The sequence below is a fragment of the Variovorax sp. 54 genome (genome assembly GCF_002754375.1).
Classification (GTDB): domain Bacteria; phylum Pseudomonadota; class Gammaproteobacteria; order Burkholderiales; family Burkholderiaceae_C; genus Variovorax.
This window is the reverse complement of sequence record NZ_PEFF01000001.1, coordinates 941,171-968,078: the sequence shown is the minus strand read 5'-3', so window position 1 is coordinate 968,078 and position 26,908 is coordinate 941,171. Positions and strand designations below refer to the sequence as shown.

29 protein-coding genes and 3 pseudogenes are annotated in these 26,908 nt (G+C 62.1%); 15 read left to right on the top strand and 17 right to left on the bottom strand.

Translation table 11 applies throughout. The features are described from left to right. Positions 1–36: 36 nt before the first annotated feature. The 7 genes from CLU95_RS04295 to CLU95_RS31270 all read right to left on the bottom strand — a co-directional run bounded on the left by CLU95_RS04295 (position 37) and on the right by CLU95_RS31270 (position 4,027). Positions 37–687, bottom strand: a complete 651-nt coding sequence (locus CLU95_RS04295; protein WP_099790751.1) for a TetR family transcriptional regulator — start codon at positions 685–687, stop codon at positions 37–39. A 55-nt stretch (positions 688–742) separates the two neighbouring features. After that, entirely contained in the window at positions 743–1,009 is a 267-nt protein-coding gene (locus tag CLU95_RS04290; protein ID WP_099790749.1) for a DUF4148 domain-containing protein, read from the bottom strand. Between the two features lie 565 nt (positions 1,010–1,574). After that, positions 1,575–1,745, bottom strand: coding sequence for a hypothetical protein (locus CLU95_RS30840; RefSeq protein ID WP_180288535.1), 171 nt, complete (start codon positions 1,743–1,745; stop codon positions 1,575–1,577). Between the two features lie 66 nt (positions 1,746–1,811). Beyond that, on the bottom strand, positions 1,812–2,111 hold the full coding sequence (locus CLU95_RS30555; protein ID WP_143605954.1) for a hypothetical protein: 300 nt from the start codon (positions 2,109–2,111) through the stop codon (positions 1,812–1,814). Continuing rightward, positions 2,108–2,245: a hypothetical protein gene (locus tag CLU95_RS31275; protein ID WP_306513257.1), complete on the bottom strand. Its 138-nt coding sequence runs from the start codon at positions 2,243–2,245 to the stop codon at positions 2,108–2,110. The genes CLU95_RS30555 and CLU95_RS31275 overlap by 4 nt, the downstream gene beginning before the upstream one ends. Positions 2,246–3,242: 997 nt before the next feature. Next, complete coding sequence (locus tag CLU95_RS31335; RefSeq protein ID WP_099790745.1) at positions 3,243–3,851, bottom strand: autotransporter domain-containing protein; 609 nt, start codon at positions 3,849–3,851, stop codon at positions 3,243–3,245. Continuing rightward, positions 3,743–4,027 carry a PhnD/SsuA/transferrin family substrate-binding protein gene (locus tag CLU95_RS31270; RefSeq protein WP_099790743.1) on the bottom strand — a complete coding sequence of 95 codons (285 nt, stop codon included), beginning with the start codon at positions 4,025–4,027 and terminating at the stop codon, positions 3,743–3,745. The genes CLU95_RS31335 and CLU95_RS31270 overlap by 109 nt, the downstream gene beginning before the upstream one ends. Positions 4,028–4,169: 142 nt before the next feature. On the opposite strand from CLU95_RS31270, the gene CLU95_RS04270 reads away from it, so the two are divergent. The 5 genes from CLU95_RS04270 (at position 4,170) to CLU95_RS04250 (ending at position 10,776) form a co-directional block, all read left to right on the top strand. Then, positions 4,170–4,955: a LysR substrate-binding domain-containing protein gene (locus tag CLU95_RS04270; RefSeq protein ID WP_306512173.1), complete on the top strand. Its 786-nt coding sequence runs from the start codon at positions 4,170–4,172 to the stop codon at positions 4,953–4,955. A 112-nt stretch (positions 4,956–5,067) separates the two neighbouring features. Then, positions 5,068–7,347 (top strand): alkaline phosphatase family protein, encoded by a 2,280-nt coding sequence (locus CLU95_RS04265; protein WP_143605953.1) that lies wholly within the window; start codon positions 5,068–5,070, stop codon positions 7,345–7,347. Between the two features lie 13 nt (positions 7,348–7,360). Then, positions 7,361–7,642 (top strand): hypothetical protein, encoded by a 282-nt coding sequence (locus tag CLU95_RS04260; protein WP_099790739.1) that lies wholly within the window; start codon positions 7,361–7,363, stop codon positions 7,640–7,642. A 46-nt stretch (positions 7,643–7,688) separates the two neighbouring features. Further along, positions 7,689–9,839, top strand: a complete 2,151-nt coding sequence (locus CLU95_RS04255; protein WP_099790737.1) for a phosphocholine-specific phospholipase C — start codon at positions 7,689–7,691, stop codon at positions 9,837–9,839. 64 nt (positions 9,840–9,903) lie between these two features. Then, positions 9,904–10,776 carry a LysR substrate-binding domain-containing protein gene (locus CLU95_RS04250; RefSeq protein WP_099790735.1) on the top strand — a complete coding sequence of 291 codons (873 nt, stop codon included), beginning with the start codon at positions 9,904–9,906 and terminating at the stop codon, positions 10,774–10,776. A 664-nt stretch (positions 10,777–11,440) separates the two neighbouring features. Here CLU95_RS04250 and tnpC read toward each other — a convergent pair. The 3 genes and pseudogenes from tnpC to tnpA form a co-directional block, all read right to left on the bottom strand. Further along, positions 11,441–13,049, bottom strand: a pseudogene (tnpC, locus tag CLU95_RS31390) (IS66 family transposase). Between the two features lie 80 nt (positions 13,050–13,129). Beyond that, complete coding sequence (gene tnpB, locus CLU95_RS04240) at positions 13,130–13,468, bottom strand: IS66 family insertion sequence element accessory protein TnpB (RefSeq protein WP_218967430.1); 339 nt, start codon at positions 13,466–13,468, stop codon at positions 13,130–13,132. Continuing rightward, a complete protein-coding gene (gene tnpA / locus CLU95_RS04235; protein WP_099790731.1) occupies positions 13,465–13,857 on the bottom strand; it encodes an IS66-like element accessory protein TnpA in 393 nt (130 codons plus the stop codon). Before tnpA ends, tnpB begins: the two co-directional genes overlap by 4 nt. Between tnpA and CLU95_RS04230 the strand changes: the two genes are divergently transcribed. The 3 genes and pseudogenes from CLU95_RS04230 to CLU95_RS04225 all read left to right on the top strand — a co-directional run. Beyond that, entirely contained in the window at positions 13,811–14,473 is a 663-nt protein-coding gene (locus CLU95_RS04230) for a hypothetical protein (RefSeq protein WP_099790729.1), read from the top strand. The two genes, tnpA and CLU95_RS04230, sit on opposite strands and share 47 nt — an antisense overlap. Before the next feature lie 302 nt (positions 14,474–14,775). Continuing rightward, a complete protein-coding gene (locus tag CLU95_RS31330; RefSeq protein WP_373670007.1) occupies positions 14,776–14,832 on the top strand; it encodes a hypothetical protein in 57 nt (18 codons plus the stop codon). Next, positions 14,831–15,199, top strand: a pseudogene (locus CLU95_RS04225) (transposase); the annotation flags it as partial. The gene CLU95_RS31330 and the pseudogene CLU95_RS04225, both read left to right, overlap by 2 nt. A gap of 389 nt (positions 15,200–15,588) precedes the next feature. Here the strand turns inward: CLU95_RS04225 and CLU95_RS04220 are convergent. The 3 genes and pseudogenes from CLU95_RS04220 to CLU95_RS30545 form a co-directional block, all read right to left on the bottom strand. Continuing rightward, positions 15,589–16,038, bottom strand: a pseudogene (locus CLU95_RS04220) ((2Fe-2S)-binding protein); the annotation flags it as partial. Positions 16,039–16,134: 96 nt separating this feature from the next. Then, positions 16,135–18,426, bottom strand: coding sequence for a xanthine dehydrogenase family protein molybdopterin-binding subunit (locus tag CLU95_RS04215; protein ID WP_099790727.1), 2,292 nt, complete (start codon positions 18,424–18,426; stop codon positions 16,135–16,137). Positions 18,427–18,929: 503 nt separating this feature from the next. Next, positions 18,930–19,244 carry a hypothetical protein gene (locus CLU95_RS30545; protein ID WP_143605951.1) on the bottom strand — a complete coding sequence of 105 codons (315 nt, stop codon included), beginning with the start codon at positions 19,242–19,244 and terminating at the stop codon, positions 18,930–18,932. A gap of 17 nt (positions 19,245–19,261) precedes the next feature. Here CLU95_RS30545 and CLU95_RS04210 point away from each other — a divergent pair, with 17 nt between their 5' ends. Beyond that, positions 19,262–19,648: a DUF3304 domain-containing protein gene (locus CLU95_RS04210; RefSeq protein ID WP_180288534.1), complete on the top strand. Its 387-nt coding sequence runs from the start codon at positions 19,262–19,264 to the stop codon at positions 19,646–19,648. Here CLU95_RS04210 and CLU95_RS30540 read toward each other — a convergent pair. Then, positions 19,638–19,838: a hypothetical protein gene (locus CLU95_RS30540; protein ID WP_143605950.1), complete on the bottom strand. Its 201-nt coding sequence runs from the start codon at positions 19,836–19,838 to the stop codon at positions 19,638–19,640. The two genes, CLU95_RS04210 and CLU95_RS30540, sit on opposite strands and share 11 nt — an antisense overlap. A gap of 157 nt (positions 19,839–19,995) precedes the next feature. Between CLU95_RS30540 and CLU95_RS04205 the strand changes: the two genes are divergently transcribed. Next, on the top strand, positions 19,996–20,400 hold the full coding sequence (locus tag CLU95_RS04205; RefSeq protein WP_099790723.1) for a hypothetical protein: 405 nt from the start codon (positions 19,996–19,998) through the stop codon (positions 20,398–20,400). Positions 20,401–20,463: 63 nt separating this feature from the next. Here the strand turns inward: CLU95_RS04205 and CLU95_RS30535 are convergent, their stop codons facing one another. Further along, positions 20,464–20,772, bottom strand: coding sequence for a hypothetical protein (locus tag CLU95_RS30535; protein ID WP_143605949.1), 309 nt, complete (start codon positions 20,770–20,772; stop codon positions 20,464–20,466). 701 nt (positions 20,773–21,473) lie between these two features. Between CLU95_RS30535 and yghU the strand changes: the two genes are divergently transcribed. Both yghU and CLU95_RS04195 read left to right on the top strand, forming a co-directional pair. Next, positions 21,474–22,340, top strand: coding sequence for a glutathione-dependent disulfide-bond oxidoreductase (gene yghU / locus CLU95_RS04200; RefSeq protein ID WP_099790721.1), 867 nt, complete (start codon positions 21,474–21,476; stop codon positions 22,338–22,340). Next, on the top strand, positions 22,337–23,002 hold the full coding sequence (locus CLU95_RS04195) for a glutathione S-transferase family protein (protein WP_099790719.1): 666 nt from the start codon (positions 22,337–22,339) through the stop codon (positions 23,000–23,002). The genes yghU and CLU95_RS04195 overlap by 4 nt, the downstream gene beginning before the upstream one ends. A 279-nt stretch (positions 23,003–23,281) precedes the next feature. Here CLU95_RS04195 and CLU95_RS04190 read toward each other — a convergent pair whose 3' ends face one another. After that, positions 23,282–23,659 (bottom strand): hypothetical protein, encoded by a 378-nt coding sequence (locus CLU95_RS04190; protein WP_143605948.1) that lies wholly within the window; start codon positions 23,657–23,659, stop codon positions 23,282–23,284. Between CLU95_RS04190 and CLU95_RS30530 the strand changes: the two genes are divergently transcribed. Beyond that, on the top strand, positions 23,651–23,869 hold the full coding sequence (locus CLU95_RS30530; protein ID WP_143605947.1) for a hypothetical protein: 219 nt from the start codon (positions 23,651–23,653) through the stop codon (positions 23,867–23,869). The two genes, CLU95_RS04190 and CLU95_RS30530, sit on opposite strands and share 9 nt — an antisense overlap. A 116-nt stretch (positions 23,870–23,985) precedes the next feature. Here CLU95_RS30530 and CLU95_RS04185 read toward each other — a convergent pair whose 3' ends face one another. Further along, the gene (locus CLU95_RS04185) at positions 23,986–24,411 is read right to left on the bottom strand and encodes a hypothetical protein (RefSeq protein ID WP_218967429.1); all 426 of its coding nucleotides are present in this window, start codon (positions 24,409–24,411) and stop codon (positions 23,986–23,988) included. 393 nt (positions 24,412–24,804) lie between these two features. On the opposite strand from CLU95_RS04185, the gene CLU95_RS04180 reads away from it, so the two are divergent. Together CLU95_RS04180 and CLU95_RS04175 are read left to right on the top strand one after the other, a co-directional pair. Then, on the top strand, positions 24,805–25,794 hold the full coding sequence (locus tag CLU95_RS04180; protein ID WP_099790714.1) for a DUF932 domain-containing protein: 990 nt from the start codon (positions 24,805–24,807) through the stop codon (positions 25,792–25,794). Between the two features lie 117 nt (positions 25,795–25,911). Next, positions 25,912–26,634, top strand: coding sequence for a YqaJ viral recombinase family nuclease (locus CLU95_RS04175; protein WP_099790712.1), 723 nt, complete (start codon positions 25,912–25,914; stop codon positions 26,632–26,634). The last annotated feature ends 274 nt before the right edge of the window (positions 26,635–26,908 follow it).

Genomic DNA, 26,908 nt, shown 5'->3' with positions numbered 1-26,908 from the left:
CCACTGCCCACTGCAGCGTTGGGCTCTAGCCCGGGCTCACGATTCAGCCGGTACGTCGATAGGCAATGCGCCAGTCGAGTTCTCTGTCTTCGCGCAGAATTCATAGAGGATGCGTATCACTGATTTCACGCGCAGTTCGTCCCGCAAGCTGGGGCGGGACTGAGCGAACTCAAAGAGCAGCCCGGTTATGCCCATTTGAAAGGCGTCAGCGAGTAGGCTGAGGTCGATCAGTGTGAGATCGGGCCTGAGCTCTCCGCGCGCAAGGGCTTGGGAAAATACCTTCATGAGGTAGGCATCCATCTGTCTGCGCACCAGCACGATACGACGCTGGACGTATGGCTGGGCCTCGGTCCACTCGACTTTGCACAGAAGGATCCGGAGCACCCTGCGGATGGAGTGGCTCCTGGCCGTTTCCAGTAGAGCGGTCGTCAGGGTGTCACACGCTTCCCTCAAGGTGCCTTCCTCTTCGACGTGCTCGATCGGAAAGCGGATGCTTCCCAACAGTTCCGCGAGCAATGCGTGCTTATTCTTGAAGTGCCAGTAGACTGCGCCACGCGTCACTCGTGCCCTGCGTGCAACGTCTTCCAGGGAAGTAGCCGACACGCCGTTGCTGCAGAAAGCCAGAGACGCTGCATTCAGGATTCGTTGCCGTGTCTGCTGCGCCTCCTTGTGAGTTCTCCTGGGCATGAGGCTAATATTCGTCCATGAGCATGCGAAAGACCCGCTGCACCGGTCGCTTCACTTACTTGGCGACGGGGCTCGATCCTTGCTGGGCTTGAACGTCCACGTCCATCGGGTGCTGCATGTTCGAGATCACTTTGCTGTTGACGCGCGAGCCGCGGGTCACGTTCTGGTCCGGAGCCGATGCGGTGCGCATGGCCTCGGCGTGGACTTCTTCACGGCTCTTGGTCGAAGCGGCGGTGTGCACGCCTTCGTAGGTTTCGGCTTGGGCGCCAGCGACAGCGAAAAGGGACAGGGCTGCCGCAGCGAGGATTTGCGAGGTCTTCATACTCTGTTCTCCAGTTCGTTCGTTGAATGGCTCGTCCACTAGGCTTGCTGGTTCGCTCGCCCTTGCGGCGAGTCTGAGACGAAATGCCCTAGCGAAAGCGCTCGAATCGGAGACGCAGCATTCCCTCTATAGAAACAATGCTGACATCGGCAAGGTTGGAACGTCAGTCGCCTTCGGCGACGCAGCCCTGCGATCATCGGCACGCCACCGGTGCACCACGTTCGCACTCAGGTTGTACAGCCTCGTGATCGCCGCGGCAGAAGCATCCGGCTGCCGGCACGCCTCAAGGACTTCAGCCTTGAAACGCGCGCTGTGCTTGCGACGGTTCCTGTGCGTACCATACGACGAGCTCCTTGCGTGCCAGGGCCTTGCTGGCCAGCGGGCGTCCGTTCCCAGCCACGGCATGAACCTAGAGCACGCGTTTCATCAGATCCGTTGTCGGGGCTTCGGCTCATGCGCAAAAGCAAGCTGGGCGAGAGCCGCGATGTCAGCACTCGGCACAAGCATTAAGACCAGGAGTTCAGTTGACGACCGGATTGAATCCCTCGGCATCCCCGTACTGGGCTTAGAGGGGCAATTTTCGGCAGCAATCAATAGCCAAGTAGTCGGGATGACCGATGCTGCAGTCCAGCAGTGCTTCAATCGCTAGTGCGGCGATGAGGCCGAAGAGCAGCCACAGCGCGATGTTGCTCAGTCTGTAAATGTTTCTTCGAAAGCGCTTGGTGCGACGGATCACGGCGCGTCTCTGGAGACGCGCATGCGAACAGTAGTCAACGGCAAAGCACGAATATGGTGCGCCATGTCAAACAGTTTGACCATGTGGTATGGCATGAAGCAGATCCGTCGGGGAAAGGGAAGACACAGTCTGCATTGGTCCGGCCGTGAGTCTGGATTTGAGCCGCACGACCAGATGAAAGTCGTCTACCGCCTGAATGCCACCACGATTTGTGAGCTGCAGCTTCATAGCCAGCAGACCCTGTGGCTTGGCGCGGTGCCATATAGCAGCGTCGGTAATTTCCTTGCGCGTCATGACTACCATGCTCCATTTCGGCGGCGCGTAGCCATTGCGCTCGATTTTTGATCTGAACTGGCGCAGGTTCATGGCAAGCAGGTGCTGTTGATACCAATCAGTCTTGGCGGCGTCGTGGGCATCGCTTCCCTTGCGAAGAGCCCCAAGCAGAAACTTCGATGCCATCCATGCAGGGTCGCTGTTTCTAGGCAGTCGAAGTCGAACATCGGATTCCAAATCAACGAGCCGTAGGCAAAGATCCAGATGGGACCGGTGCCGCGCCGAGCGCGCAGAGTGTCCGTCAGCGATTGTTCGATTCGTTCGGGCGAACAACGGCCATCGCTGGGCACGCAAAAGCTGTCGAGATAGGGCCTTGATGGTTTCGCGCGATATCGTTCGTGTTGGAGTGCAAGCGTGAGCGTTCGACGAAACGTGACTGTCCATAGCGATGATCCTCACCGGTTTATCGGCTCATTGCGAGCCTCAGAGTTGAGGTTTCATCACAACGATCAAGCAGAGGATTCTTTCGCTTTATGCGATACGGATAAATCCCTCTATAGAGAACTCTTTGTTTCCGGCATGGACACAGTCCACCACGTCGCTGCGGACGAACGACAGAGCAATGAGTAGGCGCGAGCGCTTCTTTCTTTGACGATTGTTCGCAGTGAATGGTCCCCGTGTTCATGTCCGGTTCAATCCATTCGGTTGGTGGGCCACCCCCTTGCACTCAAACCTCAGGAAGAGTGGCGATCGAATCTCTGACTGGCAAGTCCTCTGAGCGTGGTCGATTTCGGTTCATACCTTCAACATATGACGGGGAATTCTCATGAAAGACAAGCTATCGGTTTTGTTGCGCGCACCTGAGCGTCTTATGGCGCCGCGAGTGAGTACAGTATTCGGGCACGCTGCAGTTCAGCCGGGCCAGCTTGATTGGGCTCTCGGAAAGACCATCCCAAACATGCGCTTCAAGGTCATGTAGAACTGGATCGCAGCGTCGCTGAACCCAGCGGACCGGACCACCCGACCGCCGGTGCGTGCGCCAACGATGCGGAAGCGCCGTGATCACGCATCCGCTAGATGCCTGAGCCGGGCCCCGAGTTTCGCTGTGCCGGCGTGCACTTACCCGTCATCTAAGGTGGATACAAGAAGTTCGATCCGCGCGAAAGCGGATGTCGCGCGAGGCATCAAGAATCCATCCCGTATTGCGAGTGCTAGCTACCGGACCTACCAGCGCATTTTTATTCCGACACTGGTATTGACGCCGCTGCTGGAGCGCGCACCGCCGCCCGAGGCACTGAGCTTGCTGAGCTCGCCATAGAGGCTAGTTGTGGTCGACAGCGCCAGCGTCGCGCCAGTCGCCAGTTCGGTGCTGGTGCCACCCGTGCTGCTGGCCACGTCCGTGGAAGCACTCGGACCGATGAAGCGCGCGATGTCGGTGCCCTTGCCGCTGCGGTAGACGTTCAACCGGCCATAGGGTTGCAGCGCGCCGACCGCGGTCGCCATCTCGCCCTTCAGGCGTAGCCCCGCGCGCACGATCCAGTCGTCGTGGCTGCTCTGCTGCACCGTGGCATAGCCCAACGCCTTGATGGTGAATGCGATGCAGCGCCCATGATCGAGGAAGTGCCTGACAGCTACCTCCTTCTGCTCCTGAGAATACTTGGGCTTCGAGCGTGCATAGCCCCTTGGTAAGTCGAACCGCCGCTCGTACTCCCGGTACCAGCCCTTCAACGCATTCTTGGTCGGATACCCCAGCTGGCGAATCGTCGCCCTGACGCGTTTGCTGAGCTTGATGTACAGCTCGACCGCCCGAATTCTGTCTTCGTATGAATACATGAACTACCTCCTGGTAGTCCAAGTTTTCCGCCGCACCCCCAGAAGGCCTCCGCGTTGGACATCGAACTGGCCAGCAAATACAAGAATGGGCCGAGGTAGGCCACGTTGAGCTTCTTGGAGCGCAGCGCTTCGATTACGCCGTTGTAGTCCGTGGCAACGAAGGGCTTGACCGGCATGCCCAACTGCTGCTGCCGCCTGCTCTCGATCGTGGCCTGCGAGTCTTCGGCGGGTATGGCCGATGGTGAGCGGCTGCACGGCCGAGGCGGGCATGGCAACCACGGCTGCAACGTCGGAAAGGGGTAGAGCGATCAGGCTTCGGTGCAGGCGAACAGGGGAGGTAGTGGTCCTTCCGCAGCGTGCTCCGTGGGCCTGAGCCAGCCGACGCCGACCCAGCAGGTCCAGGCGCTGGAGCACCAGCATGCTGTTTCATCGACAGGGCCATCGCATCGAGCTGATGAGCGCCGGCGAGCGGCTTCTTCCCATCGCGCGCCGGATCGCATCGCTCGAAGTGGACTCCTACAACCTACTGCACGACAGCGGGGACCTGCAGTCAAGCTCGGGGCGGTCGGCCCGCTCCATGTGCTCGAGATGGTCGATGCGTACCGCAAGCGCTATCCGCGCCTGGATGTCTCGATCCGCATGGGCAATTCGGTGTCGGTGTTCAGGGGCCTGGAGGAATACGCCGTCGACATCGGCGTGCTGGCCTCTTCGTGCACCGGGACTATCCTTTCGCGAGCCGGGGCGAAATTTGCCTGGAGGAACTGCACGGGCAACCGCCGTTTCAGCGCGAGAGCGGATCGAGCACCCGGCGCTCGCTCGACGAGGCGCGTGCGCGGGCGTCCGGTCAAAGGTCGCCATGAAAATCGGAAGCCGCGAGGCCATCCGCGAAGCCGCCGCGCGCGGCTCGGCATCGGTGCCGTGTCGGAGGCGGGGGCGGAGTTCATTCCGGATCACCGCCTGCGCGCCGTTCGCATTCAGGGTGCCCCCGCTGTTACGCCCACCTACCTCCACTGCCTTCAGGTCAGGCGTGAAAGCCGCGTGCTCGCAGCCTTCTTCCACGTGGCCCTGAAGCGCCGCAGGGGCGCGTTCGACACTGCGCCTTGACCTGACGAAAAAACCGACAGGAGTATCGAAATACTCATGGGCTTTCGTCGCAGGGACGTCACCCCGCTCTTCTGTAATTCGACCACCCCCTCAGAAAAAAAGCAGTCGAAAAATGTCAGTCGAGCCACCCACTTTTCAAGCCGCTTCAGGCGCCGCCCTGTGTGCACGCCATCGACAAGAACCCTCCGCCGCATGCAAGGCGCCGGACCCGAACGGCCTGCGGCAACGCGCTGTCGCGTGGACGTGCGCCTTCGCGCTCACGGCCACGCTGGCCGCTGCACTGAGCGGCTGCGGTGGTGGCAGCGGCAGCGGCAGCGGTGGCGGTGGCGGGGCGTTTTCCTTGCCGGTCCCGCCGCCACCTCAAGGCGTGACACCCGACGCGCCTTCGACACCGGCTGCCAACCGCACGCTGGTCATAGACCTCGATGGCGCGACCTACGGCGCCGTGCAGAGCGGCATCGCCGCCGGTACGCTGCCGAACCTCGCCAATCTCGAAGTCCGGCTGGCCTACAGCGGCGGTGTCGCCGGCACGCCCAGCCAGCAACCCACGCTGGACACGCCCGGCTGGGCCACGCTTTTGACTGGCAACTGGGCCAGCCGACACCAGGTGATGTCGGAAGCGCCGAAGCAGGCCGTGCGAACTCCCACCGTGTTCCAGATGGCCCGGGAAAAGAGCACCGGCCTGAACGGCGCCGCCGTGGCCTCGGCCGGGCTGGCCCAGCTGCTGTCTTCGGATCACGATAGCGGCTACCTCGATTCGCTTACCGACTGTTCGAAGGATGCGACCGCCAGCGATTGCGTGACCACGCAGGCCGCGCAGTTGATCGGCGGTGACTACGCCACGGTGCTGGCCCAGTACCGCTCAACCAAGGATTCCGCGCTCGACTTCGGACTGGGTTCAACCCAGTACGCAGGCACGCTGGTCAAGCTCGATAAGGCAGTCGGCACGCTCGTCGCGGCCACTGCGAAGCGTCCAGGCGACCGCTGGCTTATCGTGGTGACTGGCAACCATGGCTTCAGCGCCAACAGCCAGGACGACGGGTTGCCGCTGGTGCCCGAATCGAGCACCTTCATCGGTCTCAACCAGCCCGCCAACATTGGCGCGCAAGGCGTTGGCGCCGCGCTGCCGGAAAAGCTGGTCGACCTGTACGCAAACGCCAGCATCGCCGACGTGGCGCCGACCGTGCTTGGCCATCTGAATGCGCTGCCCGAGGCAAAAAACCATGCCATGGACGGCGGTCGGCTGCTCGGCGCGCAGCCAGTCTCGCAGCTGACCGCGACAGTGGCCGACAACAACTTCTCCAGCGCGAACGTGTTGCTGAACTGGGTCGCGCCGGCGGCGGGCGCGATCACGGTCCTGCGCGACGGGCAGGTCATTGCGTCGAAGCTGCCGGCAGGCACCGCCTCGTTCACCGATAACCAATTCTCGCAGGTCGTTGCCGGCAAAGGCACCTACCAGTTCAGCTACACGGTTCAGGCCGGCGACGGCACCGAGGCCGCGTCGAGGGCCGTGCTCTCGCCGCCCGTGTCGTACGTTCCACCGGTGCCCCTGGCGCCGACGCTGAGGAATGGCCTAGTCTCCTATTACCCGTTCAGCGCGACGCTGCCGCCGGTCGATGCCATGGCACACAGCACCATGGGCCCGGCTGCCAGCGATCTTCCCTCCGCGGCCGGCCTGGTCGTGCCGGGGCCATTCCCGCGCAGCAACGGCTTGCTGGTGGACACGAACTTCGTCAACACCAACGGCTTCGAGGGCTACAGGCTCACGCCGGCCAACGGGTTCGACATCTCCACGGGCACAGCGCCGCAATTCACCATCGGGTTCTGGTTCAAGGCGCCTTCGTGCGTTGCCACGAGCAACGTGACGATCATCTCGAACAAGAGCTATGTCAGCGGCGGTAATGCCGGTGTTGCAATCGGACTGTTCTCCAGTTCGGGCAACCTGTGCGGCGTGGCATTCAACATCGGGTCGGGCGGCGGCGTGCGTGCGGACGGACCCACCGCCCCGTACACGCAGATCACCGTCAACCGCTGGGTGTATATCGCCTTTTCGGTCGACGGCGTGGCCAAGACCATGAACATGTATGTGTTCGATCCGGTGACGAGCACGACCAACCGCGTGGCCGTCGGCAAGTCGACCGGTGCCGTGGACCTTTCGAAGCTCTCTCCGTTCCCGCATTGGGGCATTGGCGACGACGGCACTGGCACCTTCCTGATGAACAAGTGCAACGGAACGGCCACGCCACCGTACTTCGCCGGCAAGTGCACGGTCGCACCTACGTACCAGCACCACTTCGGCGACCTCGCGATGTGGAACCGCGTGCTGACCGACGTCGAACTGCAATCGATCTTCCTGTCAAACAAGCCGCTGTCGACGCTTCCTGTCAATTGAAAAAGGACGCGCGATGACATCCAACTTCTTCCCCAGTCTGCGTACCACCGTGGCGATGGCGACATGCACCGCATGCCTGTTCATCGCCGGATGCGGCGGCGGTGGTGGTGGTGGCGGCGCCGGCCCGCTGCCATCCGCCATGTTCCTGGGCGCGCTCCCAGCTGCGGCCGGCGACGGCGCGGCAAGCGCCGAGGTACCGATCGTCGCTGCGCCCACGCTCGGCAACAACACAGCCTCCGGCACCGATGCGCAGCAGCCGCCCGCCCTGAACTCGAAGCTCGACTGCGCGCCTTGATGGCGCGAGCGCAGCCGGACAACCTACATCGCCGAACACAACATCCATGACGCCATTCAATCGCCGCACCTTCCTGCGCGCCGCCGCGGCCAGCGCCGCGCTCGGTCCGCTTCCGCCGGCCATCCAGCGTGCACTGGCCATCCCGGCCAACAACGCGACGGGCACCATCAACGACGTCGAGCACGTCATCATCCTGATGCAGGAGAACCGCTCGTTCGACCATTACTACGGCACCATGCCCGGCGTGCGGGGCTTCAGCGACCGCTTCACCATCCCGATGGCTTCGGGCAAGCCAGTGTGGATCCAACAGGGCAGCACCGACAACGTGCAGCCGTTTTACCTCGATGCGAGCAAGGGCAACGCATTGCGTGTCGGTGGCGCGCACGACTGGGGTGACCAGCAGGCCGCCTGGGACGGCGGCCGCATGGCCGCGTGGCCGAAGGCCAAGAACACCAAGATCTCGATGGGATACCTGCAGCAGTCCGACCTGCCGTTTCACTGGGCGTTGGCCAACGCGTTCACCATCTGTGATGCGTATCACACCTCCATTCACACGGGCACCTTCACCAACCGCATGTTCCTATGGAGCGGCACCAACGGCGCGAACGTCGTCGGCCGTGCCTGCGTGACCAACGCCAACTGGGGCGGCCTCGGCCCCTCCGCCGACGGCCTGAACTGGACGACCTACCCCGAGCGCCTGGAGGCGGCCGGCGTGCGCTGGAAGGTCTACACCCGTCCGGGCAACAACAGCAACAACAACCAACTGGTGGCATTCGCCTCCTACCGTGCTGTCAATGAGCTGCTCCGGACGCAGGGCTCGCCGAACGCGGCTTACTCACCGGCGATGGAAGCGCAGTCGCCGCTGTACAAGGGCTTCGGCAACACCATGCCGGACGGCGGCTACTTGCAGGCCGTGGCCGACGACATCGCCGCGGGCACGTTGCCGCAAGTGAGTTGGATCGTCGCGCCGGGACCCTACAGCGAGCATCCGAGCATGTCGGTTCCGGGGCAGGGCGCCTGGTATATCCAGACGCTGCTGGATATGCTCACTGCCAATCCGGAGGTATGGAGCAAGACCGTGCTGATCATCAACTTCGACGAGAACGACTGCTTCTTCGACCACATGCCGCCGCCTTCCCCACCGTGGCGCAATGCCGACGGCACCTATGCGGGCAAGTCGACAGTCGATATCGCCAGCGAGTACTACACGATGCCGGCGCCGCCCGGTGACACGAGCCAGCGCACACCCGACGGCAGGTCGTTCGGCGCCAGCTCGCGCCTGCCGATGCTCGTGATTTCCCCGTGGAGCGTCGGCGGCTGGGTCAACTCGCAGGTGTTCGACCACACATCGACCCTGCGCTTTCTGGAGCAGCGTTTCGGCGTGCGTGAAACCAACATCAGCCCGTGGCGCCGCGCTGTGTTCGGAGACCTGATGTCGTGCTTCGACTTCCGCAATCCGAACAGCGCCAAGCCCGCGCTGGTGAGCGCACCGACCAGGAAGCAGGCCGACGACACCCTGTCGCAGCAGGTGACCGCGCCTGGAGTGCCCGTGCCCGCGGTGGGCTCGGTGCCGTTGCCGTCGCAGGCCCTCGCCGTGCGGCCTTCGCGCGCCTTGCCCTACCACCTGCACACGAGCGCCAATGTCGACCTGCCCAACGGGCAGGTGTGGCTCACGTTCAGCAACACGGGCACCCAGGGCGCCGTGTTCCATGTGTACGACGAGCTAAGCCTGTCACGCTACCCCCGACGCTTCACCGTGGAAGCCGGCAAGATGATCTCCGATACATGGGCCGCAGTGACCGACAACGCGGGCAAGTACAGCCTCTGGGTGCTTGGGCCCAACGGCTATCACCGGTGCTTCAAGGGCGACCTGGGTGGTCTGTCGAGCGGACCGAACCCGGAAGTGCGCGTGTGCTACGACCATGGCGGCAACGCCATCTACCTGACAATTATGAACATGGGCAACGCCCCGGCAACGCTGGTGGTGAATTCCAACGCCTACCGCAGCGACGGGCCGTGGACCTACACCGTGGCGCCCGGCATGCAGGTGGAGCCGTCGTGGTCGCTCGCGGGCTCCAACAGCTGGTACGACTTCACGCTGGTCATGGGCGGCGGCTTCGAGCGGCGATTCGCCGGCCGCCTGGAGACTGGCAAGGACGGCGTGAGCGATCCGGCCATGGGCGTGGCCGCCGGATAGCGCCGGATTACACACGGCCATCATGATCGGGCGGCATCATCGCGTTCTTTCAAAAGGGTCCGCCGTGACGCTCAATCAGATCCGCGCCTTCATCGCGGTCGCACACGATGGTGGCTTCACGGCCGCTGCGCGTACGCTGGGCATGAGCCACAGCACGCTTAACTCGCAGATACAGATGATGGAGCGCGAGTACGGCGCCGAACTGTTCCACCGCCGCGGCCGGCGTGTGGAGCTGTCCGCGTTGGGTCTGGAGATGCTGCCGCTGGCGCGGCGGATGATCGCGCTCGAAGGCGACATGAGCGCGCTGCTGGACGAAAGCGGCAAGTTGCACCGGGGCTCGCTGAAGATCGGCGCGGTCGGCCCCTTTCATGTCACCGAGATGATCGAGGCCTATCACGCCCTCCACCCGCGCATCAAGATTTCCGTCGCCCTCGGCAACTCCGAGATCGTGCTGGATGCCTTGGACAAATACGTGAGCGACGTCGGCGTACTGGCGAGCCGGCTCCCCGATGAGCGCTATCACACGCAGCTCTATGCGCGCTATCCGGTGATCGCGTTCGTGCATGTGGATCATCCGTTCGCCAAGCGAGAATCCATTGCGCTGAAAGAGCTGTCGGGGCAGCCGCTGCTGATGCGCGAACCGGGCTCGACGACCCGCAAGGCCCTTGAAGATGCACTACTAAAGCAGCGCGTGACTGTTCAGGTCGCGATGGAAATCGGAAGCCGTGAAGCGCTGCGCGAGGCCGTGGCCAGGGAACTGGGCATCGGCACGGTTTCCCAGTCCGAATATGTGCCCGATCCGCGCTTGAGACCGGTACGGATCGAAGGCGACGTCGTCTCGACGCATATCCACGTGTGCTGTCTGCGCGAGCGAAGAGACAGCCGGCTCATCTCGTCATTCTTCGATGCGATCGAAACTCGCCTAGGGAAGGTCTGACCAAGTCGTAAGTTGGCTTGATGGCGAGCGCGCGTAGTTGGTTGTTGCGCTTGCAGCGCCCGTCTCTCCAAGATGAGTGCCCTGGCGTTGCGCAAGATCCGCGCACTCTCGCGGGATCCGGTCATCTATGTCAGCGCAGGTGGCTCTTCGTCGAAGGCATCTTTCGCGCCCGTGGGCCTCGAGAGCGCCAGAGGCGTGATCATGGCGACATGACGGCCGAACGTCAGCGCCAAGGAGTTCGAAGGTCGTAAGCGTTCAGTCACCCCATCTTGACGATTCAGGTGCTGAAGATGTTGATCTGTCCAGACGACAGTCGCTGTATCCTTAAATGATGAGATGCACTGCTGCGCTGGAATGAACAGACTATGACCCTTGATCACCGAGTATTTGTTGCGCTGAAGCGGCCACCCGGTTACGAGGACGTACATGCCGAGTTGGTCGTAGAAGATGCGATGCGTCAGGATTGGCCGTGGGAGCTCCTACGCGACGAAGGTAGCGCTGTCGTTGTCGTGATTGACCGTCCGGAGGGATACGAACGGTCTTCCGCAACCGAAGTTGCCAAGGGCGCGGTAAAGGAGACTTGGCCCATGTGGTCACTTCTCAAGCGCAGCAAGCCTGCCGGCTAACAGGCCCCGCCAATAGGTGTGACCGCTCGTCGCGCGGATCAGCGTGAGGGCCGCCAGTTGTGGGGAAGCAGTTCGTCGATGCGACTGTTCAGATGTGCGGGCAATCTGGTCAGCACGTCGTTAAGGTACGCGTGCGGGTCGTGACCGTTGATCTTTGCCGACTGCACGAGGCTCATGACGATGGCGGCGCGCTGACCGGCCAGTTCACTGCCCGCGAACAACCATGCTTTTCTTCCGAGCGCCCACGGGCGGATTAGATTCTCGCAATGGTTGTTGTCCACGTTTACTTCGCCATCGAGCAGATTGCGCGTCAGTGCCTCCCAAGCGTTCAAGCTGTAGTTCAGGGCCTTGGCCGTGGCACTGCCGTCGTGCACGCGGGCACGTTCCAGCTGCAGCCATGTGTGCAGCTCTTCCCATCGCGGCTGCGTGACGACGGTCCTGCGGGCCAGACGTTGCTCGCTCGTCAGCGTGGCCAACTCCCGCTCGGTGCGGTAGATCCTGGCGATGCGTTGCAGCGCTTCGGTGGCAACGGCGCTCTTCCCGTTCTCGCGCAGCAGTTCGTCGAACTTCCTCCTCGCGTGGGCAAGACATCCCGCGGCAATGCGACCGGGCCCGGCGGCCATCACCTGCTCATACGCCTTGTACTCGTCTCGCACCAGCGTGCCGCTCCAACCTCGGCCACCGTTCGGATCATCATCCGCGCCGAGGAACGCGATGGGGTACTGCGACCCTCGCCCAAGGCAGAAGTCGTAGACCACTCCCGGCGCCGCATCGAAGGCTCCGCGCGCATAGGCCCACACGTAGGCTCGCTTGGTCTTGCCCGCGCCAGGGTCCAGCATGGCCACCGGCGTCTCGTCGGCCTGCAGCACTCTCGCCGAGAGAACGAAGCGCTTTTTGCGCTACGAACAGCGGCTCCAGCGCGGCACCACCGCGACCGGACCAACTCGCCAGGGTCGAGCGTGGCGTGTGCACGCCCGAGCGCGCGTTGATGGCCTCCTGTCGGTAATACGGCACGTGGTCCACGAAGCGGCTGATCATCGTGTGCACCACCAAGCCCGTGGCGGGCATGCCGCCGTCGATGACCTGTGGCGCAGCCGCTTCCTGCACCAGGCACTGGCAGCCGCGGCAGGCCCACTTGCCGTAGATATGGCGGTGCACGAAGAACTCTGCCGGCACGATGTCCAGCCGTTCGCTGATGTCCTCGCCCACGCGCTTCATGGGCTTGCCGCAACCAGGGCTGGGGCAGTTCGTGTCGTCGGGCTCGTGGTGGTGTTCGATGCGGCGCAGATGATCGGGCAGAGGCTGGCGACGCGGCTTGCGCTTGTTGTTGTCGCCATCGGTTGCAGGCGGGGTCGATGCCTGGCCCCTGGCTTGCTCCAGTTGCGCCTGCAGGCTGGCCTCGTCCTCGGCCAGCGTCTCCTCGAACAGGCGCTTCTGCTCGGCGTTCATCGCCTCGGTCTTCGCGCCGAACTTCCAGGCCTTCAGCCGTGCGAGCTGGAAGGTGATCTTCTCGATCTTGGTGTCCTTGAACTTGATCTCGCTGTCCTGTTGACGCAGGCGCTGAAGCATCTGCTGCGCGAGCGCGGCGACGGCCTCAGGGGCCAAGCCCTGGAGGTCTTCGTCCTTGAGATCATGCAGTGCTTGCATGTTCGAATCATGCAGGGCGCGGTGACTCACTGCCACTGGGGGATGCGCCGTCAACGCACCGCCTTCGCAGGGTTGGGCTTCTAGAGCCGCGTGATCGCGCTCATCTCCGGCAGCCGCTGCCAGGGCAGGCCAATCACCAGCGCATCGAACTGCGCTTGCGTCAGCGCGATCGGCTTGGCTGTGTCGATCTCGCGTGGCCAGGCGAAGCGCCCGGCGTTCAGCCGTCGCGCGGCGCACCACACGCCGAAGCCGTCATGAACGAGCATCTTGATGCGTGTGGCTCGCACGTTGGCAAACATGTAGCCGTGGTGGGCGTTCGCGCTTCCCAGCGCGTGCACCACGTGTGCGAGCAGACGCTCGGCGCCACAGCGCATGTCTACCGGCTTCGTGCATAGCCACAGCGCGTCGATACGGATCAACGCAGCACCTCACGAAGCCATGCCGCGCAGTCGGCAGCGGCCGAGATGGGCCACGTCACGTTTACGCCGATCGCCCCACGCTTGAACTCGAGACGGATCCCCTCGGGAGCGACAGCCGGCGCCGGTGCCGGTGCGGGTGCCGGGGGCGGCGATGATGAAGGCAGCGACAGCGCAACAAACTCCGGCGCTGATTCTTGCAGCGATGTTCCGATGGTCTTGGAAGCGCCCGCGCCGCTGCGACCGCGCCGCCAGTCGTGAACGAGGTTGTCGTTCAGGCCGAAGGCTCGCGCCACCGCCGCAACCGTGGCACCAGGCTCCGCGCACGCGGCCACAACCTCTGCCTTGAACTCAGCGCTGTGTCTGCGCCGCGACTTCGGGTTCACGTCCATAACCGTCCAGCTAGAAGTTAACTGGACAGCATCGTTTAGCCAACGGCTCTACTCAAGGTGGGGCGGCTGGCCGCTTACCGAAGGTCTGCCTGAGGTCAAGGCCTACAGACAGTTCCTCGCCAAGTATCTCCCGAGCGTAGATATCACCGATGACATCTACACCGCCGGGTACAACACGGGCGCGGCGACTGCCGAGGTGATCCGATTGGCTGGTAACGATCTGACCCGCGAGAACATCCACAAGATCGCGTCGAACCTCAAGGCGGTTCGCCTGCCGCTGATGCTGCCTGGGATCAGCCTCAATCCAACCCCTACGGATTTGCGCCCCCTCAAGCAGGCACAGTTCTTCAGGTTCAACGGAACGGAGTACGAAGCTCTCGGGCCGATCCTCCCGCGTGAGCAACGCGCGCTCGATGCCGCTGAGTCGCCGCAGCGCACGGGCTACCTCAAACATTTGACCGACGGCTCCTTCCAACTGGGCATCGCACCGCCGCGGCTTGGCGCGATCTACCAACGGCAACTCATGGGTCTCGCGCGCGACCGCCGTGACGTGGCGGACCGTATCTATCTTGGAAACAAAGAGTTCTCTATAAGGGGATTTCTCCGTACCACATAGAGCGGAAAAATCCTTTTCTCGATCATCGAGATGTGGGCCTCAATTTCGAGGCTTTTAATGATCTGATAAACCCGATATTCAGGATCATCGCCATGAAAGTGATGTTTTGTTGAATGATCACGCCTACGCGCTAGCGCGAACGATATCGCGCGACACGATCAGTTCGGGCTGCCGATCTTGACCGCTTCGGCGTGCCCAGCGATGCCCTTTGGTCGCGCGAACGAATCGAGAAATCTCTGACAGACACTCTGCGTGCTCGGCGCGACACAGGCCCCATCTGGATCTTCGCTTACGGATCGTTGATGTGGGACCCGATGACCGACTTCGACCGCCTGGAAACAGCGGCTCTGTATGGATGAATTCGTCAACACGATACTGGATGCTGCCATCGAGACGGTGGTCGATACCAACAACCGGCCCGTTGTCCACTCAGATCGCGGCGCCCACTATCGCTGGCCAGGCTGGCTATCGCGGATCAGCGACGCGAAGCTGGTTCGCTCGATGTCTCGCAAGGGGTGCTCGCCTGATAACGCGGCGTGCGAAGGCTTCTTCGGCCGGTTGAAAACGGAAATGTTCTACCCTCGGGCCTGGAAGGCCACGATCATTGAGCAGTTCATCGAGGTAGTTGATTCCTACATCCGTTGGTACAACGAGAAGCGGACCAAGATCTCTCTTGGCTCTCGCAGCTCCATCGAATACCGACGAAGTCTCGGACTCTCGACATAAAACCAGTCCAAGTTTTTATCCGCACCCCCCCCTTTGGGGTTTAGCTGGTCAAGATTGCATCGGCATTAAAACATTTTGTACTCGGCGCTGGCAAAGCTGCGTTGGTTCATTTCGGTCGGGCTGTGACTTGCGGTGTCTTCGCGCATACACGGGCCGTGCCCGCCGTAGCCCATTGATCAGCGTTTCCTCAGCCGAACGCTTGCGGAGCAATCGCAGGTTGAAGCCCATCAGCTAGGGCGTAGTGAACGTCAGATTTGGAACGACGATCGGGTCAACGGGCGTTGCACCATGGATGGTCAAGACGAAGACGTGATCAAGCCGCCGCCGAGAAGTTGTGATCCGGCAAGCAAGGGAACATGAGTTGACCGTGCTTTGGGGGAACTTGTCTCGCCACTCGCCGCCAGATGGATCGCGGCTCGGACGCGCGGGTAGGTTCCGCAGCGGCAGATATTCCCGCTCATCGCCTCATCAATGTCCGCGTCGCTTGGCTTCGGTATTTTTTTTAAGAGTGCGCACGCCGACATCAACTGTCCGCTCTGGCAGTAGCCGCACTGCACCACGTCGAGTTGCGTCCAGGCTTGGCGCAGCGATTCGATCTCCACCCCTTTCACACCTTCGATGGTCGATACCGCATGGCCTTGCGCAGCCGATACCGGTGTCACGCACGAGCGCACCGCCTCACCGTCGAGCATCACGGTGCACGCGCCACACAGCGCCTTGCCGCACCCAAACTTGGTGCCTGTCATTTGCAGCTCGCCGCGCAGAACCCAAAGCAACGGTGTGTCGGGTTCCGCGTTGATCGTCGTGGCTTTGCCATTTACTTGAAGTGTGGTGGTCATGGGGGAATCCATTGTTTTCCGGTTCGTTGGAATCGTTTGGCATCGCCATCAATGCTTTGTAAATCTTCTGGCGATGGTCGCGGCGTGGTGCACCGTTTAAACCAATCGCAATGGGAGCGTGCGCAACCGCTGCCCCGTGAGCGCAAACACCGCATTGGCTACGGCTGGGGCTACTGGCGGCGTGCCTGGCTCACCAACTCCTGTGGGCGGTTCTGTGCTCGGCATGATCGCGATCTCAATATCAGGACACTCATTCATGCGCAGCGACGCGTAGTCATGAAAGTTGCTTTGCAGTACTTGCCCGCGCTCGATCGTGATCTCACCATGGAGTGCGGCTGACAGTCCGAAAACGATCGCACTTTCCATTTGCTGACGTACCAGGTTCGGATTGACCGCCGTACCGCAGTCAATAACGCAGTACACCTTTCGAACACGAATCTTTTTGTCGGGTGTCACCGCTACCTCGGCCACCTGTGCAACTACGCTGCCGAAGCTCCGATGGAGCGCCAACCCCCGAGCGCGGCGAGTTCCATCGGCTTCGAGAGGTAGCGGCTTTCCCCACCCTGAGAGCTCGGCCACCCGTGTCAACACCCCCAAGTGCCGCGCTTCATCTGGGCCGGCTAGCAGTGACGTTCGAAATGCAATGGCATCCTGGCCCACTGTGTGCGCGCATTCGTCGATAAAGCTTTCGGTGAAAAATCCGTTCTGCGAATGATTGACAGAGCGCCAAAATCCTACTGTGACCGCCGATTCCATGGTGCGATGCGATACACGCGCATTTGTAAATCGATACGCGGTGGTTGCTGTTCCTTCCGCAGCGGCGCTCATGAACCCCGGGGCGCCCAAGCTTGAGCCCGACGTATCGACCTGCCAAGCCACTAAACGCCCCTGGGAGTCAAAACCCGCTTTGCTGCGTGCTACGTAGGCCGGGCGGTAGTAATCGTGGGCCATATCTTGTTCACGCGACCACATCAATTGGACCGGAATGCCGTTGGTTTCTCGTGCTAGTGCGGCCGCCTGTAGAGCGAAGTCGCCCGCGTAGCGTCGCCCAAAACCACCACCCAAGTATGTGAGTTTGATGTCGACCTTAGACGCATCAAGGCCCAATACCTTCGCGATGTCACCGCGTATCAACCCGGGACTCTGCAAGCCAGCCCAAACGGTAGCGGCACCGTTCTTCAATTGAACGGTGCAGTTCATCGGTTCCATGGTCGCGTGCGCCAAAAAGGGCGCGCGGTACTCGGCCTCGATCGTCTTCATGGCTGAGTCCATTGCTGCCGTCACGTCGCCCGCTTCGAGATGTACGTCGGCCTTTCCGTCGACGGAATTCAGGCTCTGTGACAGCGCATCGATCAGCCCGCGACTCGACAGGCTCGCCGCCGTGCCGTGGTCCCATTCGATGCTTACCTTTTCGAGGGCGCGCATCGCGTGCCAAGGTGTATCGGCAATCACCGCCACCGCGCCAGCCGTTGTGCCGCTCGAGCCCAATCCACCCCCTACGGGTTCGAGCTTCACCACTTTGTGCACGCCCGGTAAGTCACGCGCGATCGTGTCGTCAAAGCGCACGACTCGACCGCCGATCGTTGGGCACATCGTGAGGCTCGCGTAGAGCAGCCCGTCGGGCGGTAGCGCATCGATCCCGAACACGGCTGAGCCATCGAGTTTGCCCGCGGTGTCTATACGTCGTCTGGGTTGGCCAATCAGTCGAAACTGGGATGGATTCTTCAAAATGATCGAGAGGGGCATCGGCATCGTCGCTGCCCGCTCAGCAAGTTCCCCGAAGGTTGCGATCCGACCCGACGCCACATGCGACACTCGACCACCCTCGACGTGGCATTCCGCCGCCTGCACGTTCCACGCCTCGGCGGCCGCGGCCACCAACATCGCGCGTGCTGATGCTCCGGCTTCTCGCAACGGTACCCATTGATCGGCGATGCCCGCTGAGCCGCCGCTGCCCCACATGCCGGGTATCTCTCGCAGCAGTTTGCTCACCATATGGCGAGTTCCCCGTTTCATGAGCCCGTTCTCGTCCGGCTTGAAGATCGGCAAGCTGTCGAGTACTACTGCCTGATTGTTGTAGATCGGGTCGTAACCCGCCTGTTCGAGCCGCACTTGGCCCAAGTCTGCATCCATCTCGTCGGCCAGCAGCATGGCCAATCCCGTGTGGATACCTTGGCCCATCTCGGCCGCAGCCACCATTAGCGTCACTGTGTTGTCCGGCGACACCTTGACCCACCCATTGAGCGCGACCTGTCCAGGCGTTGTGGTCGGCAACGGTTCGTCCCCCACCAACCGTTGCCGCGTGGGCGATGCAGACCAGCCAACAACAAGTGCACCAAGCGCGGCGGCCGTGCCGAGGACGAAGTGGCGGCGTTTTAGTTTAGGCATGAGAGGAACTCCGAAAAGCATGGGGTGCGGTAGCAAAGAGTGGCGCGGACGGGGACGAGGGCTTCGATGCCAACATGTCCCTGTATTCCTTCTGGTTCTGCGGTGGTGCACAGCGGATGGAACCGACATCGGGCTCTAGGAGATGAGTCTAGGCGTTCACACGTTTCTTTCTTGGTTTTGCCAGAGCGGGTTGCTTAGTTCGCGCATCAAGATCTTTCCCATCGCGCGGTGCGGCAACTCAGGCACGAACTGGATGGGACCGTGGACGCTTGTACGAGGCGAACAACGGCTTGACGAAGGCAAGAAACTTGCCCGCAGTCGCACTAAGCTCGCAGAGTGTTGGTCCGCGATTTTCCCACCCGTTCGTGCGACCAACAGACATCGTTGGGAAGATTGAAACTGTCTAGACAAGCCCGCACTGACGGTGTCGCACGATATCGTTCGCGTTGACGCGTAAGCGTGACCGGTCGACGAGACGTCACTGTTCATGGCGATGACTCTCACTACCGGTTTGTCGAATCATTGCGAACCTCAGAGTTGAGGCTCACGTCACAACGATCGAGCAGAGGATCTTCGGCTCTATCCGCCACGGATAAATCCCCTTTGGAAAACTCTTTGTTTCCAAGATGGACACAGTCCGCCAGGCTGCTGCGGTCGCACGCGAGACCCATGAGGAGTGCTTGGGACAGCCATTGTCGCAGCGCACGATCTGCCATGAGAATCGTGAGCATGCTTATGACGATCACATGGCTGGTGGTGGGAATGTAGATGGCGGGCTGTGCTCTAGCCGCGTCCGACAGCGCGAGCACGAATGCCAAAGTCGCCAATCCCCCCAATGGCCACGGCGAACCTGAGCGCCTACAACCACACACCAAACTACATCCACGAGTACTGGGTCAACAACCAGTTCGATGCCAACGTGTTTGCCTATGGCGGCGGCGGAAGCTTCGTTTGCTGCATCGTGTATCCGCAGCGATGGACGCCCGGTTTGACCGCGGCCGTCCGCTGGAGCACAAGCAACTCCGATCCGAAGGGACCGCTGAATAAGGCCCGGCACGAGAAGACCGTTCCGGTCGACCGCTATGACCGGCCCGGGTCGACGATGAACGTGCACTTCCTGCCTGACAACGAGGTTCGCCTGGTCATCAGCAATGGCGATGCCTATGTCTCCAACTATCCGGGGTCGCCCGGGCCCAAGAAGCCCGCGGGCTTCAAGTTTTGAGACGACACGAACGGCGCGGTTCGCGCAGCAGCGCCATGAAATGCCAGAAATGATCCGCCTCGCCTTCGTCCTGAGCCTGCTCGGTCCCGTGTCGGTTCTTGCCAGCATGCCTCAGTCTTGCGACCTGGGCGCGTACGGTGCACAGCGGGTTGTCGAGGTCTTGCGCACCGATGCCATCGCCGACACCCATGTCTACCAGCTTCGCGAAGGCAAAGCGCCCGAACGATTGCTGTTCGACGGCGAGGCTGAGGACTCGCGCGGGTCGGATGTGCGCGCCCGTTGTGTTGGCAGGACGCGCCGCGCGCTGGTGGTGATGGGGGATTTCATGTCAGCCGGCTCCGCGCGGCATGGTCATGGTCCACGACCCGGTCGGACAAGGCTTCCAGCGTTTCGACTTCGCCGAGCGTAATGCGCCGCGCTGGCTGTATCTGGGCAAGACCGAAGCCTTGCTGGTGTTCCCGCCTGGCGGCCGGCGCGAGACGGAGCATCGCTATCTGATTCATCGCTTCGTCGAAGGCGACAAGCAGGGTGGCATCGAAGAAATCGACAGGGTGCGGCCGGATACCGAGGGCTACGAAGTGATCGAATTGGGGGCGTTAGTTCGGGCGTCGCCACGTTGGATAAAGGGCGCCTCTTTCGAACGGCACCCGATAGTCCGCGCTCCGATGGTGCGGCTCGTTCATCCCGCGACAACCTTGCAGGAAATGGAAAGTCCCTTTCCCTCGATATTCATTCGGGCTTGGCATTTGTAGGTGACGTCATGCCCCTCGTTGTTGGTCGCCTCGAAGGTGGCCGTCTTCACGAAGCAGACACTCTCACTGGGCGTCGGTCCGCCAGACTTGCCGCGCGCATATTGGAGCTCGAATCTGCCAATCGAAAAACTCTCCGATCCAGCGATGGCATTGCGGGCGATCTTTTTGCACGTTGGCATTGTTGGCGCCTCGAAACTTGGAGACGGCGACCAGCGTGCTTCGCATGGTGGACCAATTGCGGCTCTTCTGTTCGCAGACGTCTCGCCTCGCCGCGGGTTCGTTTCTCGAAAGCTGAACACCGTGGCTTTGCTCCGTCGCGCCGACCGCGCCCGCGAGAAGGAAAATTGCGCTGCTTGCGATCACATGGTTCATAGATTCTTCAAGGGAGTACCGGCTCCAAAGCTTGGACGAGCAAGCCCAACTTCGATGTGCAAAGACAAGCACGCTCGTTAACCAGATGCTGCAGTGCGCCCCGTCCTACGCTTGCGCCCACTGCTGCTGCATCGCCCGGTTCTCTGATGGCTGGCCAGCTTCACGTAGAGGCCATGCCGACGCAGCGACTCGTCGTGCATGCCGACTTTCGCCGGCGTGCCGTCTTCCAGCACCAGGATCAGATCGGCGTCACGGATGATGATGGGACGGTGTTGGGAGAGACCGGGGTCGCTCGAGGAGCGTCGAAACTGTATTGAGATGCCGGGCAGTCTCAGCGCAACGGCGCCCGCCTGTCCATCGGCAAAAAAGCGACGAAAGTTCGGTCGATCGCGAAATCGTCGCTTCCGCCGATTGGATTGCTGGCCAGCTTGCATAACATGCCGAGCACGTGGAGCGCACCGCGCGTGCCTGTGCCCGAGCTGAAATCGGCAAGTCTGCTTCGCCTCACGGCTTTTTTCCGACAACTCGCCGGTGAACCCGGTGCTTGGAGTCCTCATGACTAGTTCCTATACGCGCAGAAGCATCGCTTTTCAGCTCGTTGGCCTCATGTTGGCCACGTCTTGCGAGCCTCTACAGTCAGCAATCTGGGGGATGCACGGTTGGTTGACGTGGACACGTGCCCGAAGCCTGGAGATCGCTGAATGAACGACGCCACTTCCTACACGCCGCCCGACGTTTGGTCCTGGAACAAAGAGAGCGGGGGAGGCTTCGCAAACATCAACCGCCCGATCGCGGGCCCGACCCACGACCGTGACCTGCCGGTGGGACGCCACCCGCTGCAGCTCTACTCGCTGGGCACGCCCAACGGCGTGAAGGTCACGGTGATGCTCGAGGAGTTGCTCCAACTCGGCCATCGCGGCGCCGAGTACGACGCGTGGCTGATCCGCATCAACGAGGGCGAGCAATTTGGCAGCGGCTTCGTCGCAGCCAATCCGAACTCGAAGATCCCGGCCTTGATGGACCGCGACGGGCCACAACCCGTGCGTGTGTTCGAGTCAGGGGCGATTCTCCTGTACCTGGCGCAGAAGTTCGGCGATGCCTTCTTTCCCACAGGTGGGGCACAGCGCGCCGAATGCCTGTCGTGGCTGTTCTGGCAGATGGGTAGCGCGCCCTTCCTGGGCGGCGGCTTCGGGCACTTCTACGCCTACGCGCCGACGAAGATCGAGTACGCCATCGATCGCTACGCGATGGAAGTGAAGCGCCAGCTCGATGTGTTGGATCGGCGCCTTTCGGAAGCCGCCTACCTGGCAGGGGACGAATACTCCATCGCCGACATGGCGGTATGGCCGTGGTACGGCGCTCTGGCAAAGGGTCAGCTCTACGAGTCGGGTGAGTTCTTGCAGGTGCAGCAATACACCCATGTGCTGCGCTGGACGAACGAGATCGCCGCGCGGCCGGCGGCGCGGCGTGGTCGCAGGGTCAATCGTACGTGGGGCGAGCCGTCCAGCCAGTTGCACGAGCGCCATGACGCGGCCGACTTCGAGACATGGACGCAGGAGAAGCTGTGATCACCCTCTACGACTGCGCCACGGCACCTAGCCCTCGCCGCGCGCGAATCCTGCTGGCCGAGAAGGGCGTCGCGCATGCAACGATCGATGTGGACCTGCGAAGTGGCGAACAACTCAGCGAGGCCTTCCGCCGACTGAATCCGCAATGCACCGTGCCAGTGCTTCTCACGCAGGAGGGGCTGCGGCTGGCCGACAACGCGGCCATCACCGCGTACCTGGAGGCCCGCTTTCCTGAGCCGCCGTTGCTGGGCAGCACACCACAGGAGAAGGCCGAGATCGCGAGCTGGAATTGGCGCGTCGAGTTCGAGGGGCTGATGGGAATCGCCGAAGCCATTCGCAACAGTTCCCCGGCCATGGCCAACCGCGCGCTGCCAGGGCCGGTGGACTATCCGCAGATCCCGGAACTGGCCCAGCGGGGCCTAGCGCGAGTGCAGCATTTCTTCGATACGCTCGACGGTCAACTGGCCGGCAGCGACTTCATTGCGGCCGATCGCTTCAGCATTGCCGACATCACCGCGGTCGTGGCGGTCGATTTCGCTCGGGTAGTGAAGGTCCAGGTCGGCGACGCGCGTCCGCACCTGCAGCGCTGGCGTCGGGCGATGGCGCAGCGCCCTTCGATGGCACCTAGACTCCTCGGCGATGCCAGCAACGCCGGAGGTTAAGGGATGGGCCGCATAAAGGATGGCATGCAATTGGGGGGACGTACTGACGTTGGCCGGAAATCGTCGTTTAGAACGATAGAAGCGATTTCCTTGTCTCCATACCCACGGTCGTGCCGACGGAAGCGCTAATCCCTGGCACTCGCGACCTGGCTGGTCGACGAGCATCTCGCCAGCGGTCGGTTGGTTCAATCTCCTGGACGTGGCCACCGACGGCCTGCCGCTTCATCTGGTCTGACCATGCAGCCGCCAGTTGCTGCCCAAGGTCGACGGGGCGCTCCACTACCTTCGGCTTGCTTGAGATACGCTGAATGCGCTCCGATACCACCCGGTGTGCGCACGCTCGCGCTGGATCCAGTGCCCTGCACCCTCCAGGATGTGGCAGCCGCGCAGGCTGGGCAGGGACTTGCTGAAGTTCTCGATCTGCGGCTTCGAGCTCGGGAACTTCAGCACGTCGTCACTGGCACCAGAGATGAACATCGAGGGTTGACGGATGAGCTGACTGCGCCACGGCGCCAACAACTCCCAGGACCGCTTCATACTGCGATACCAGTTCAGTCCGCCGCGAAAGCCCGTTCGTGCGAACTCGGATGTGTAGTGATCGATGTCAACTGCGCTCCACCAGTCCGGCAGCTTGGGCGGCTCGACAAGATGACCCAAGAAGCCCTTGCCGGTCTCGAGGACACCGAAAACCGGCCGCCCGAGGTGTGCCTGCCCTTCACCCGACGCGCTAAAGTGAATGCGTCGTATCGACGCGCCCGGGTCGTGTTCGAGTTCGGCCTCGGCCAGCCCCGATGCCTGGGAATGCTGCAGGTAGAAGTCGTGGATGGCAGATTTCTTCGCGAATGGCAGGTCTGCCTCGGAATGTGAGGCTCACGGAAGCCTGCGGGCGGATCAAAAACTAGCCTGGCAGCGGCCCTCGTCCTCAAGGAAAAACCTGTCCAAGCCGCGGGGCTCAAGCTCCGCACCGCGCCCCCTTCGAGTCGTCAGCCCTGCATCTGCAAGAGGATGGTGCGCTCGAGGCCCGCGTAGCGATGGACCAGCGCGTCGCGATAGGCAGCGTTGGCCATCATCGAGAGGAAGTGCTGGCGGCTCGGGTAGCGGACCAGCAGGCATTTGTCCCAGTCCTGGCTGATATCACCGATGAAGGGCATGTCGACCTGTCCTTCCCACACCACCTCGGCACGGCTCACGTCACCCACCGTTTCCACGAATGCTGTTTGGTACCGGCGGTAGGCCTCCGCACCCGAGCATGGCGGGTGGGGTGAATCTGCGGGGTAATTTGCTCGCTCGCGGAACTTCAAAAGATTGAGCATCACCACTGGTCCGTCGGGACCAGCATCGCGCAATGCGCGCACCTGGTCGGCCGAGGGGTCGATGGACGGATCGAAGTTGACGGGAGGGAAGGTCATGGGATCGGCCGTTTCTAATGCCGCGCGGTGCATGCGCGAATCGCATTATCGGCGCGGACAGGATCGCAGCGATGTTATTGACCTGCCAAAAACCCCGCGAGTTCGAATCCCATTTTTTTTTAGACCTATATCACTTCCCCGAGAACGGTAGAGCAGTCGCAACGTTCATCCCTCAACTCGGCGAGGCGGTTCTCCCGTTCTCTGGTACGCAACTTCGACGGCGTTCGTGTCGTCAAGAAGGTGCATGTCTGTCATTCCAGCAAATCAACTCAAAGCAAGGCGTGAATGCCCGTCCGGACGCTGCTCTCGCGGCGAGCCGGCGCGGGCGCTTGCGCTTGCGCTTGCGCTTGCGCTTGCGCTTCTATTCACTCTAAAAAAGGAAATCATTCATTCATGGCTCATCTCATCGAAAACATGGCCTACGCCGGTGCCACTCCCTGGCACTTGCTGGGCCACCAGCTCCCACCAAAGCAACCCCTAGAAGTCTGGGCCCAGCAGGCCGGTATGGACTGGACCATCTGCGAGACGCCCGTGAACTACATGAGCGAGCGCACTGGTGGGTTGCAGGCCCTCCAATCCTTCGAGGAACAGAAGGTTCTCTACCGCAGCGATACCAAGGCGGCTTTGTCGGTGGTCAGCAGTCGCTACCAAGTGGTCCAGCCCCAGGCAGTGCTCGAGTTCTATCGGGACCTCACCGAAGTCTCTGGCTTCGAGATGGAAACAGCTGGCGTCCTCAAGGCGGTCCGGAAATGCTGGGCCCTGGCGCACACCGGTCAGCGCACCGTGCTCAAAGGCTCGGACGCTGTCGACGGCTACCTGCTGCTCGCCACCTCCTGCGACGGCACCCTGGCCACCACCGTCACGCCGACAACCGTGAGGGTTGTTTGCCACAACACTCTCACAATGGCGATCAGCGGCGCGCGCAGCAACGCCATTCGAGTGCCACACAACACCAGCTTTGACGCCGACGCCATCAAACTCCAGTTGGGCATTGCTGTGTCGCAATGGGACAACTTCATGCATCGCATGAAGGCCCTGTCTGAGCGCAAGGTCAAGAGCAATGAAGTCGAAGGCTACATCCAACGCGTGCTCTACGGGCCGGACGAACTGGATCAGCCAACGGCGTCCAATGCCAATGCACAGCCCATACCGCGCGCGTTGGCGGCGCGGAAGGTTCTGCAACTGTACGAAGGCAAGGGCCGTGGCGCCGAACTCGCAGCCGCTCGGGGCACTGCCTGGGGCCTGCTGAGTGCAATGACCGAATACGTCGACCACGAACGACGTGCCCGCAACCGCGAGTACCGCCTTGACAGTGCCTGGTTCGGTCAGGGCGCCGCACTGAAGCAGCGAGCGCTGGACCACGCGCTTGAGCTCACTTCATGAGGCAGACAACCAACCTCGGCACCGCCTCTCCACCACATCCCCCTTACCAAAAGCCCCGTCCCTCCATCAGGAGGACGGGGCTTTTGGCTATGGGCACTCCATTTCAAGGAAGACATCATGTACACACGTGCTGAACGTTTGCGAACTGCGAGCCTCGCAACCACAAGGCGCGTCGCACTGCACCTGGTTTCAACGTCAAAAAGACCCGGATCGGCGGCGATCGTTGATCGCCAGATCGACAATTCCCAGCCCTCGGAAGCCGGCATCGGAAACCGCGATGCCGCCGCTGCCCTCGAACACGATCCCTTCAAATCCCAGATCCGTCTCTGGATGGAGAAGACAGGGCGCCAAGACCTGTTGCACCCAGTGCTGGTCCAGGACGATAGCCTCGGGTACTGGGGGCGCTTGCTCGAGCCGATCGTAGCAGCGCATTACACCAACAGGACCGGGCGCAGGATCCGGCAAGTCAACGCCACGCAGCGGCACCAAAAGCACCCGTGGATGATCGCTACCGTCACGCGCGAGGTGGTGGACGCACCCGATGTCCAGCTTCTTGAGTGCTCGTGTGTCGGCATGGACGCCGCGCCCCTGTGGGCTCACGGCGTCCCGGCGTACATGCGGCTTCGGGTCATGCATTTGCTTGCTGTCACGGGTCAACGCGCCGCCGATGTGGTCGTGCTGCTGGGCGGCCAGGACCTGCAGATCTATCGCATCGAGCGCGACGAGGCCGAGATCGCATGGCTGATCAGGCAGGAGCAGGTGTTCTGGCGCAGTGTCGAATGCGGTCAGGCCCCACCTTCGCGGGATGAGGATATGCCGGTGTTCGTGCCGGTGTCCTGAAATGCGAGGACGTCAGCGTTCGTGCCAGAGCGTCCACCACCGGCGTGGCGCCGATCTCGTCTCCAGGGGCCGTAGATCCAGGGTGTCGTAGTTCGTAAATGGTGCCCCAGCGCGCCGGCGCAACTCCGTCTCGAGTTCATGAGCGATCCCGCGCGCGTGGAGGTCTCCCTCCAGGGCCTTCCTGCGCCACTCGATGGCCATCGCACTCAACGCCTCGTCGGGCAGCTCCTGCTTTGTCGTCATGCGCAGATTGTGCCGCGTCGGCCAGCGTTCC